The following is a 9793-nucleotide window of genomic DNA, read 5'->3' on the forward strand; positions in this document are numbered from 1 at the left end:
GGTGGAGTGGCAGACCTACGGCCGGCGCCAGGTCTACGGGAGCCCGTGGGTTGAGGTGTGGCTGGACGACGTCGAGGTGCCTGGTATCGGGCGGATCGACCACCACGTCGTCCGCATGCCCCGGGCCTCCACCACGGCCGTCGTCACCAATGATCGGGGAGAGTTTCTCCTGATCTACCGGCACCGGTTCATCACCGGCCGCTGGGGCTGGGAGGTTCCGGCAGGTTGGGCAGAACCAGGAGAGGATCCGGCGGCGGCGATCGCTCGTGAGGTCGAGGAGGAGACCGGTTGGCGGCCGGGCCGTGTCGAGTTGATGACCGAGTACGACGCCCTCGCCGGCATCTCGGACATGCATTTCAGGGCCTACCACGTCACCGGATGCGCCCGGGTCGGCGCGCCACAGGACTCTGGCGAGGCCACGCGGGTCGAGTGGCTGCCGGAGGCCGAGGTCGTGCGGCTCCTCACCTCCGGTGAGGTCGCGGACGGTCCGTCGCTGGCGGCCCTCTCGTACTACCTCGGCCCGTACCGGCTCGATAGGCGTCAGATCGGCTCCGGGAGGGCGTGGGCCGGGCCCTCGACGGTGACGTAGGCCTCGCCCTGGGGCCAGGGGTGGGGGGTGTAGGCGATCAAGGTGGACGGGAGGGTTTCGGATTCGGGGCGGAGTTCGATGCGGTGATCGTGGCCGCGGAAGTCGGACGTCACCACGTGGGCGCGGACGGAGTCGGGGGAAGCCTCGGCGCTCAGGCGGAGTTGATGGGGGCGCACCAGGGCCAGCGTCCCAGAGGTGACGGAGGCGGGCTCCGCCAGGGCCAGGGCCCCGAACGGGGTGCGGGTGGCCGGCACCAGGTTGGCCTCGCCGAGCACGCGCGCCACGGCGGCGTCGGCCGGGCGGTGGTACAGCGCGTCCGGCGTGCCCGCCTGGGCGATGCGGCCCTCGCGCAGCACCGCGATGGTGTCGGCGAAGGCCAGGGCCTCGTCCTGGTCGTGGGTGACCAGGATCGCCGTCGTCCCGGCCTTCCGCAGGGTCGCCGCGACCTCGCGCCGCAGTTCCGCCCGCAGCGCCGCGTCGAGGGCCGCGAACGGTTCGTCCAGCAGCAGGAGTTGAGGACGAGGGGCCAGTGCCCGGGCAAGGGCGACGCGCTGCTGCTGCCCCCCGGAGAGCTGGTGCGGGCGGCGGTCGCCCAGGCCTGCGAGGCCGATCAGGTCGAGCAACTCGGCCACGCGGGAGCGGCGTTCCGCTCGCGGCAGGCCGAACCCGATGTTCCCGGCCACCGTGAGGTGTGGGAACAGCGCGCCGTCCTGCGGGACGAGGCCGATGTTGCGGCGCTCGGCGGCGACCCGGCTCCGCCCGTCGTCCAGCGTCCGCCCGTGCAGCACGACGCTGCCCGAGGCGGCCGGGTGGAAGCCGGCCACGACCCGCAGCAGGGTCGACTTGCCGCAGCCGGACGGCCCGAGGATGCAGGCGAGGGCGCCCTCCTCCACGCTCAGGTCGATGCCGGAGAGGACCGGGCTGCGCCCGTGGGTGGCGTGCAGATCGACGACGGACAGTCCGGTCATGAGTTCTTCCCTGGGCGGCCGAGGGTGCGGTGGGTCAGCAGGAGCACGGACGGGACGGACAGCGCGACCATGAGGGCCGCGTACGGCGCCGCGGCCCCGTACGCGAGTCCGCTGGTGTACACCCAGAACTGGGTGGCCAGGGTCTGGGTGCCGGTGGGGCGCAGCAGCAGGGTCGCGGTCAGCTCGGTGGAGGCGGTGAGGCCGACCATCGCGACGGCCGTTCCGAGTCCGGGCAGGACGAGCGGCAGGGTGACGCGTGCGAGCACGGCGAGCGGCCGGGTGCCGAGCGAGCGGGCGGCCTCCTCGACGCCGGGCGGCACCTGGGCGAGGGCGGCGCGGACGGCGGTGAGGGCGAGCGGGAAGAACAGCACGACGTACCCGGCGACGAGCATCGGCGGCTGCTGGTACAGGGGTTGGGCGTAGCGGACGGCGAAGAACACGACCGACAGGGCGACCGCGATGCCGGGCAGCGCCCGGGTGAGGTAGGCGGCGCGCTCCACGAGCAGCGCGGGCCTGCTGCCGCGCCGCCACGCGTACAGGGCGACGGGGACCGCCGCCGCGGTGGCGACGAGGGCGGCGCCGAGCGCGTACCCGAGGGTGGCGAGGGTCGCGCCGACGACCGACGCGGAGGGCAGGGTCGTCGAACTGCCCTTCACCAGCCAGTACCCGAGCGCGTACACCGGCACGCCGAGCGCGACCCCGACGAGCGCCGTGAGGCCGGCCAGCGCCGGCGCCGTCCACCGGCCGAGGCGCACGGGCCGCGCGGTGCGGGCGACGGCGCCGTGCCGGGTGACGCGGGCGTTCCGTCCGGCCCAGGCCTCCAGGCCGACGAGCAGCAGCGCGAGCGCCACCAGGACGAGGGTGAGCAGGGAGGCGGAGGCGGCGTCGAAGCCGAGCTTGTACTGGGTGAAGACGGCGGTGGCGAAGGTGGTGTAGCGCAGCATCGCGAACGCGCCGTACTCGCCGAGCAGGTAGAGCGAGACGAGCAGGACGCCGCCGGCCAGGGCGGGCCGGGTGAGCGGGAGGGTGACGCGCCACAGGGTGGCGAGGCGGCCGCGGCCGAGCGAGCGGGAGACCTCCTCGGCGGCGGCGTCGCCGTGCCGCAGGGCCGCCGCCACGGGCAGGAACACGAGCGGGTAGAGCGAGCAGGTCATCACGAGCACCGCGCCCCAGTAGCCGTGCACGGAGCGGAACAGCGAGACCCAGGAGTAGCCGCGGACGAACTCCGGCACGGCGAGCGGCAGGGCGAGCGCGACGGTCCAGGCGCGGCGGCCGGGCAGGGTGGTGCGTTCGACCAGGTAGGCGGCGCCGAAGCCGAGGACGGCGGTGAGGAGGGTGACGGCGGCGGCCAGGGTGACGGTGTGCCACAGCAGGGTCGCGATCAGCGGGCGGCCGAGGAGGCGCCGGGCCTGGTCCCACCCGCCCTGCGCGGCCTGGGCGACGACGAAGCCGAGCGGCGAGGCGACGACGGCGACGACGGCCACCGCGACGGGCGCGAGCAGGCCGGCGGCCCGCCACCGCGCGGACGCGGACAGGCCGGTGGCCCGCCACCGCCGGAGCGGGGACGGGCCGTCGGCACGGACGGGTGCGGTCACTGGAGCAGACCGGCGTCCTGGAGCAGCGACAGCGCCTGCTTGCCGTCGCCGAGCTGGGCCGGGTCGGCGACGGTGCCGATGCCGTCCAGGGCGGGCAGGTCGGGCTTGCCCTGGACGCCGGTGACGAGCGGGTACTCGTAGCTCGCGGAGTTCGCGATGACGGTCTGGGCCGGGGCGCTCGCGAGGTAGGCGAGGAGGGCCTGGGCGGCGGCCTGGTGCTTGCCGCTCTTCAGCACGGCGGCGCCGGAGACGTCGACGAGGGAGCCCGGGTCGCCCTTGGGGAAGTAGTGCAGGGTGCTGTGGGTGCCGCCCGCGCCCTTCTCGTCGCGCATCCGGTAGAAGTAGTAGTGGTCGATGACGCCGCCCTCGACCTCGCCGCTGTTGATCGCGGCGGACAGGGTCTCGTTGCTGTCGTAGACCTTGGCGTTGTCCTTGAGGCCCTTGAGCCACTGCTTGGCGGCGTCCTCGCCCTTGGCCTTGAGGACCTGGGTGACGACGGGGGCGAAGTCGGTCTCGCTGGGGGCGATGCCGAGCCGGCCCTTCCACTCGGGCTTGGCGAGGTCCAGGACGGAGGCGGGCGGCGCGGTGTCGGCGCCCTTGCCGGTGGCGGTGAGGAAGGCGGAGGTGCGGGCCGAGATGCCGACCCAGTTGCCCTTCGGCGAGCTGTCCGTGGCCGGGACCGCCTTGAGGGTGTCGGCGGCGACCGGGGCGAGCAGGCCCTTGTCGTCGAGGACGGTCAGGGCGGGCGGGTTCTCGGCGTAGAAGACGTCGGCCGGGGAGGCGGTGCCCTCCTGGAGGATCTGGTTGGCGAGCTCGGCCTCGTCGCCGGAGCGCAGCTCGACCTTGATCCCGGTGCGCTTGGTGAAGTCGTCGGTCAGCGCCTTGACGGTCTGCTCGTGCTGACCGCTGTAGAGGGTGACGGTCTGGCCCGCGAGGGCCGTGCCGGAGGGAGCGGGAGAGCCGTCGGAGCCACTGGAGCCGGAGCTGCCGCACGCCGTGAGGGCGAGGGCGCAGGCGGCGACGAGGGACAGGGCCGCGAGGGGCCGGACGGTTCCGGGCATGGTGAGGGCTCCTCCGAGGTGGCGGGGGTTTCGGCCGTACGCACGCCTCCACGGCCCGGTTCGGGCCGTCGGGACGCTGGCTGCGGTGGCCTGACGGCACGAGAACCTAGGGCAGGGAAGGCTTGCCTAACAAGTTTCGGAGCGTCACATCTCGACCCGGTCTCGTCCCAGTCGCGCTTCGGTGGACAAACCGCCAAGGCCGGGCAAACCGGCCTTCAAGCGCAGGTCAGAGCGAGGGTGTACGACGGATCGTCAGTCGGGGGCTCCCGGAGGGTGGCTACCTTGCGTGACCGGCAGCCGGTCGTACCGGGACGGTCCGGCCCTGCCAAAGGGCCCCGGAACCAGGAGGTTCCGGGGCCCTTGCCACGAGCGGTCGCGCGGATCAGCGGAAGCGGCGGAGCCGGAGGCTGTTGCCGACCACGAAGACCGAGGAGAAGGCCATCGCGGCGCCCGCGATCATCGGGTTGAGCATCCCGGCCGCCGCGAGCGGCAGGGCGGCGACGTTGTAGCCGAAGGCCCAGAACAGGTTGCCCTTGATCGTCGCCAGGGTCCGGCGGGAGAGCCGGATCGCGTCGGCGGCGGCCATCAGGTCCCCGCGGACCAGGGTCAGGTCGCCGGCCTCGATGGCGGCGTCGGTGCCGGTGCCCATCGCCAGGCCCAGGTCGGCCCGGGCCAGCGCGGCCGCGTCGTTGACGCCGTCGCCGACCATCGCGACGACCTTGCCCTCGGCCTGGAGGCGCTTGACGGTGTCCACCTTGTCCTGCGGCATGACCTCGGCGATCACGTGCTCCGGCGCGATCCCGACCTCGGCGGCGACGGCCTCGGCCACCGCCCGGTTGTCACCGGTGAGCAGCACCGGGGTCAGGCCCAGGCGGCGCAGTTCGGCGATGGCGGCAGCGCTGGTCGGCTTGACCGCGTCGGCCACCTCCAGGACGGCCCGGGCCTCGCCGTCCCAGCCGACCGCGATCGCCGTCCGCCCGGCCGCCTCGGCGGTCCGCTTGGCCGCGGCGAGGCCCTCGGGCAGGTACTGGGCCCACTCGTTCAGCAGCGCCTCCCGGCCGGCGACCACCGCGTGGCCGTCGACGACGCCCTGGACGCCGAGGCCCGGGATGCTCTCGAAGCCGTCGACGGGCGGCAGCCCGCCGGTCCGCTCGGCCGCGGCGCCGGCGATGGCGGCGGCGATCGGGTGCTCGGAGGCGTGTTCCACGGCGCCCGCGAGGCGCAGGGCCTCGGTCTCGGTGACGCCGTCGGCGGTGTGGACGGCGAGCAGGGTCATCCGGCCGGTGGTGACGGTGCCGGTCTTGTCGAGGACGATGGTGTCGACCTTGCGGGTCGTCTCCAGCACCTCCGGGCCCTTGATCAGGATGCCGAGCTGGGCGCCGCGGCCGGTGCCGACCATGAGGGCGGTCGGCGTGGCGAGGCCGAGGGCGCACGGGCAGGCGATGATCAGCACGGCGACGGCGGAGGTGAACGCCGCGGTCGGGCTGTCGGTGGCGAGGAGCCGGCCGACCAGGGCGGCGAGCGCGATCAGCACGACGACCGGGACGAAGACGGCGGAGATCCGGTCGGCGAGGCGCTGGGCGGCGGCCTTGCCGTTCTGGGCGTCCTCCACGAGCTTGGCCACGCGGGCGAGGCGGGTGTCCGTGCCGACCCTGGTGGCCTCGACGACGAGCCGGCCGCCCGCGTTGACGGTGGCACCGGTGACGGCGTCGCCGGCGGCGACCTCGACCGGGACGGACTCGCCGGTGAGCATCGAGGCGTCCACGGCGGAGGTGCCCTCGACCACGACGCCGTCGGTGGCGATCTTCTCGCCGGGACGGACCACGAACCGGTCCCCCACCGCGAGTTCGGCGATCGGGACCCGCACCTCGCGGCCGGCCCGGCGCACCGCCACGTCCCGGGCGCCGAGGTCCAGCAGGGCGTGCAGGGCGGCGCCGGCCCGGCGCTTGGAGCGGGCCTCCAGGTAGCGGCCGAGCAGGATCAGCACCGTGACGGCGGCGGCCGTCTCCAGGTACAGGGTGGACGAGGCGTCGGTGTCGCCGACGGTGAGCGAGAACGGGTGGTGCATCCCCGGCACTCCGGCGTGGCCCCAGAACAGCGCCCAGAACGACCAGCCGAAGGCGGCCAGGGTGCCGAGCGACACGAGGGTGTCCATCGTCGCGGCGCCGTGCTTGAGGTTCGTCCAGGCGGCGCGGTGGAACGGCAGGCCGCCGTACACGACGACCGGGCCGGTGAGGGCGAAGGCCAGCCACTGCCAGTTGGCGAACTGCAGGGCCGGGACCATCGACAGCAGCACCACGGGGATGCCGAGGAGGGTGCTGATCCGCAAGCGGTCGAGCAGGGGGTCGGCGTGCGGCTCCGGCGTGGCGGCCTCGGCCGGCTCGGGCGCGGCGGCCGCCGGGGGCGCCGGGAGTTCGGCGGTGTAGCCGGTGCGCTCCACCGTGGCGATCAGGTCCTCGACCGAGACGCCGGGGCCGTAGTCGATCCGGGCCCGCTCGGTGGCGAAGTTGACGGTGGCCTCGACGCCGTCCATCCGGTTGAGCTTCTTCTCGACCCGGGCCGCGCACGCGGCGCAGGTCATCCCGCCGATCGACAGCTCGACCCGGTCCGGGGCGTGCTCCCGGCCCCCCGTGCCGGTGGCGCCCTCGATCCCGGGTGCCGTCGTACTCATGCTGCTCCTAGGGACGGTGTGGCGTGGGGCGGCCGGCGGGCCCGCTGCCCGGGCCCGCCGTGCCGGACGGGCTCAGGCGCTGCGGCCGACCAGCTCGTAGCCGGCCTCGTCGACGGCCGCGCGGACCTGCTCGTCGTCCAACGGGGCGGCGGAGGAGACGGTCACGGTGCCGGCCTTGGCGTCGGCGGCCACCTCGGTGACGCCGGTCAGGGCGGACAGTTCCTCGCTGATCGCGTTCTCGCAGTGGCCGCAGCTCATGCCGGTGACGGTGTAGGTGATGGTGCTGGACATCCGGGCCTCCGGGAGGTCTGTGCGGCCCCGGGCGGTGCCCGGGTTCTCATGCTCATCACACCATACCCCTGCGGGGTATTCCGTGGAGGGGTGTGGTGATGCGGATCGCACCGCCGTCCGGGCGGTTCGGCGGTGCGCGGCGGTGCGCGGCGGGGCGCTCATGCCGGAGCGGACGGGAACTGGGCCGGGATCGGCGCCGCCCGGTCCCGCCGGGCCAGCACCCTCAGCCACAGCAGCCCACCCAAGGAGACCACGACCAGGCCGGCCGTGTCGTAGAAGGTGTAGAGGTGGACCTGCTCGGTGGTCGGGTCCGGCATGTGGCCGAGGTCGAACAGGGCGCGCTGCCAGTCGCTCGCGGTGGTCCTCGCGACCAGCCAGACGGCGATCCCGCCCATGCTGTCCCAGAGCGCGTGCAGCAGCGATACGCCCAGGTAGGTGACGACGACCGGGGTGGTGACCCGGAAGCGGCCGGCGCGCCGCTCGCGGAACAGCACGCCGCCGGCGATCGCCGTCCACAGGACGTGGCCGACCGGTGCCACCAGCCCGCGCAGGATCTCCGTCTCGACCAGGTCTCCAAGGGAGAGCCCCTGGACGCTCAGCACGGCGTTGAACGCGTATCCGGCGCTCTCGAAGGCCGCGAAGCCCGCGCCGACCGTCGCGCCCAGCACCAGCCCGTACCGCAGGCCGCTCACCCGCAGCCGCCGGCAGACCAGGACCAGCGCGGCGAGCTTGACCGCCTCCTCGATCAGGCCGACGCCCACGTACATCCAGACCGACGGCGAGAGCAGGTACGTCTCCAGGACGGAGGCGCCGAGGACGCCGATGATGCCGCCGAGGCCGAAGCAGGCGAGGATCCGGTCCGGGCCGAGGTCGGCCGCGTGGCGCTCGTACGCCCACACGACCACGGTGGCCGGCACGAGGAAGCTGCCGAGCAGCACGATCGTCGGGACGAGGTTGCTGTTGGCCGTGAAGAACGTGACGACGACCGTGGCGACCCACAGGGCCGAACCGGCGAGGAGGACCCGCGGCCAGTGCACCGGCTGCGCCGCCGGGCCGGTCCGGCGGTCGGAGATGCGCGAGGTGTTGCGGTACCCGGACACCGGTCGTGGCCTCCATCTGCGTGGCTGGTCTGGTCGGTTGCTCGCTCGGCCGGTCGCCCGGCTGCCGTGGTCGCACTGTATGACAAATGGGGTGTTTCGGTACGGTCCGTCCTGGTCCGGGAAGGGGTCGCGGAGGGTCCGTGCGGGGCGGCCGGTCGGGCTGCCGCGGGCTGGGGAGGGTGGGCGCCTTGATCGTCCGATATGTTCGATATGTGTTCCCGATCCGCCGCGCCCAGTCGCCCGCGGCCCCCACGGCCGCCGGGCTGCCACCGGACCGGCAGCGCGACGCCCTGCTGGCCGCGGACCTCCAGGACGTCCCGTTCTGGCGGCGGGCCACCCCGGCGGTCGCCGCGATCGTCGTGGTCGGCCTGGCCGACCTGCTCTCCGGCAAGGACCGCTACCTCGCGCCGCTGATGACCGTCGTCCCGGTGATCGCCGCGCTGACGCTCAGGCCCGGCGAGCTGTTCGCGGTCTGCGCGGTCGGGCTGCTCGCGGTGTTCGGGCTCAGCCGCTACGACGAGGTCGTCAACATCAACGACGCGCGGTTCGTCTACGGGGCGATGCTCAGCTACATCGTGCTGACGCTCTTCTCCGCCTGGGTCGCCAGGATCAGGATGCGGCGCGCGGCGGCGTTCGCGGCCGTCAGCTCGGTGGCGGAGGCCGCCCAGCGGGCGATCCTGCGGCTGCCGGGGCCGGTCGTCGGACCGCTGCGGCTGGCGGTGCGGTACGTGTCGGCGGCGGACGCCTCGCGCATCGGCGGGGACCTCTACTCGGTGCTGGAGACCCCGCACGGCACCCGGGTCGCGGTCGGGGACGTCCGGGGCAAGGGGCTCGCGGCCGTGCAGACGGCGGCGGTCGTGCTCGGCGCGTTCCGCGAGGCCGCGTACGACGAGACCGGGCTGCGGGGCGTCGCGGCGCGGGTCGAGGCGAGCGTCGAGCGGCACGTGCCGGACGGGGAGTTCACGACGGCGCTGTTCGTGGAGTTCCGCACGGCGGGGGTGATCGAACTGCTGCAGTACGGCCACGTGCCGCCGATCCGGGTGGACGGGGAGGGCAAGGCGCACGTGCTGGACTCGCCGGACCCGTGGGTGCCGCTCGGGCTCGGGCGGCTCGCGGCGGGGGAGCCGGTCAGCTGGGGGCGGGACTTCGGGGTGGACGACGTCCTCGTGCTCTACACGGACGGCGTGATCGAGGCCCGGCACCGCAGGAGCGGGGAGTTCTATCCGCTGGCGGAGCGGGTCGGGGACCTGGTGCAGGGGGCCGCGCGCTCGGCGGGGGAGCTGGAGGCGGCGGTGGAGCGGGTGTACGGGGATCTCCTGGCGCACACGGGCGGGAAGCTCGGGGACGACGCCTTGTTGCTGTTGATCACTCGGACGGATGACCAGGCGGCGGAGGGGGCGTGACGGGAGGGGTGTGACGGGAGGGGGCGCGACGGCGGGGATCCGCGGGCGCGCCCCCCCCCCGCGAGCCCCCCCGGACGGCGGCCCGGGTGCGGGCGATAAGGGCCGGCGGGGGTGG

At 74.4% G+C, this 9793-nt stretch carries 8 protein-coding genes; 2 read left to right on the forward strand and 6 right to left on the reverse strand.

Annotated elements, in window-relative coordinates; translation table 11 throughout:
- Window position 1 precedes the first annotated feature (1 nt).
- The gene (locus ACFV4G_RS05250) at window positions 2-589 is read left to right on the forward strand and encodes an NUDIX hydrolase (RefSeq protein ID WP_380436643.1); all 588 of its coding nucleotides are present in this window, start codon (window positions 2-4) and stop codon (window positions 587-589) included.
- Here the strand turns inward: ACFV4G_RS05250 and ACFV4G_RS05255 are convergent.
- The 6 genes from ACFV4G_RS05255 to ACFV4G_RS05280 all read right to left on the reverse strand — a co-directional run bounded on the left by ACFV4G_RS05255 (window position 541) and on the right by ACFV4G_RS05280 (window position 8275).
- On the reverse strand, window positions 541-1557 hold the full coding sequence (locus ACFV4G_RS05255) for an ABC transporter ATP-binding protein (RefSeq protein WP_380436645.1): 1017 nt from the start codon (window positions 1555-1557) through the stop codon (window positions 541-543). The genes ACFV4G_RS05250 and ACFV4G_RS05255 overlap by 49 nt on opposite strands.
- Window positions 1554-3152: an ABC transporter permease gene (locus tag ACFV4G_RS05260; protein ID WP_380436647.1), complete on the reverse strand. Its 1599-nt coding sequence runs from the start codon at window positions 3150-3152 to the stop codon at window positions 1554-1556. Before ACFV4G_RS05260 ends, ACFV4G_RS05255 begins: the two co-directional genes overlap by 4 nt.
- The gene (locus ACFV4G_RS05265; RefSeq protein WP_380436649.1) at window positions 3149-4213 is read right to left on the reverse strand and encodes an extracellular solute-binding protein; all 1065 of its coding nucleotides are present in this window, start codon (window positions 4211-4213) and stop codon (window positions 3149-3151) included. Before ACFV4G_RS05265 ends, ACFV4G_RS05260 begins: the two co-directional genes overlap by 4 nt.
- Before the next feature lie 382 nt (window positions 4214-4595).
- The gene (locus ACFV4G_RS05270) at window positions 4596-6884 is read right to left on the reverse strand and encodes a heavy metal translocating P-type ATPase (protein ID WP_380436652.1); all 2289 of its coding nucleotides are present in this window, start codon (window positions 6882-6884) and stop codon (window positions 4596-4598) included.
- 72 nt (window positions 6885-6956) lie between these two features.
- Window positions 6957-7175 carry a heavy-metal-associated domain-containing protein gene (locus ACFV4G_RS05275; protein WP_380436654.1) on the reverse strand — a complete coding sequence of 73 codons (219 nt, stop codon included), beginning with the start codon at window positions 7173-7175 and terminating at the stop codon, window positions 6957-6959.
- Window positions 7176-7333: 158 nt separating this feature from the next.
- Window positions 7334-8275 carry a PrsW family intramembrane metalloprotease gene (locus ACFV4G_RS05280; RefSeq protein WP_380436656.1) on the reverse strand — a complete coding sequence of 314 codons (942 nt, stop codon included), beginning with the start codon at window positions 8273-8275 and terminating at the stop codon, window positions 7334-7336.
- 212 nt (window positions 8276-8487) lie between these two features.
- Here ACFV4G_RS05280 and ACFV4G_RS05285 point away from each other — a divergent pair, with 212 nt between their 5' ends.
- Window positions 8488-9678: a PP2C family protein-serine/threonine phosphatase gene (locus tag ACFV4G_RS05285; protein WP_380436658.1), complete on the forward strand. Its 1191-nt coding sequence runs from the start codon at window positions 8488-8490 to the stop codon at window positions 9676-9678.
- Window positions 9679-9793 lie beyond the last annotated feature (115 nt).

It is taken from the genome of Kitasatospora sp. NPDC059747 (assembly GCF_042732955.1).
Classification (GTDB): Bacteria; Actinomycetota; Actinomycetes; order Streptomycetales; family Streptomycetaceae; genus Kitasatospora.

Bases quoted from the DNA above. Each gene is read 5' to 3' on its own strand.
- ACFV4G_RS05270 (WP_380436652.1), bottom strand. From the start codon at position 6,884: ATGAGTACGACGGCACCCGGGATCGAGGGCGCCACCGGCACGGGGGGC.
- ACFV4G_RS05265 (WP_380436649.1), bottom strand. From the start codon at position 4,213: ATGCCCGGAACCGTCCGGCCCCTCGCGGCCCTGTCCCTCGTCGCCGCC.
- ACFV4G_RS05255 (WP_380436645.1), bottom strand. From the start codon at position 1,557: ATGACCGGACTGTCCGTCGTCGATCTGCACGCCACCCACGGGCGCAGC.
- ACFV4G_RS05275 (WP_380436654.1), bottom strand. From the start codon at position 7,175: ATGTCCAGCACCATCACCTACACCGTCACCGGCATGAGCTGCGGCCAC.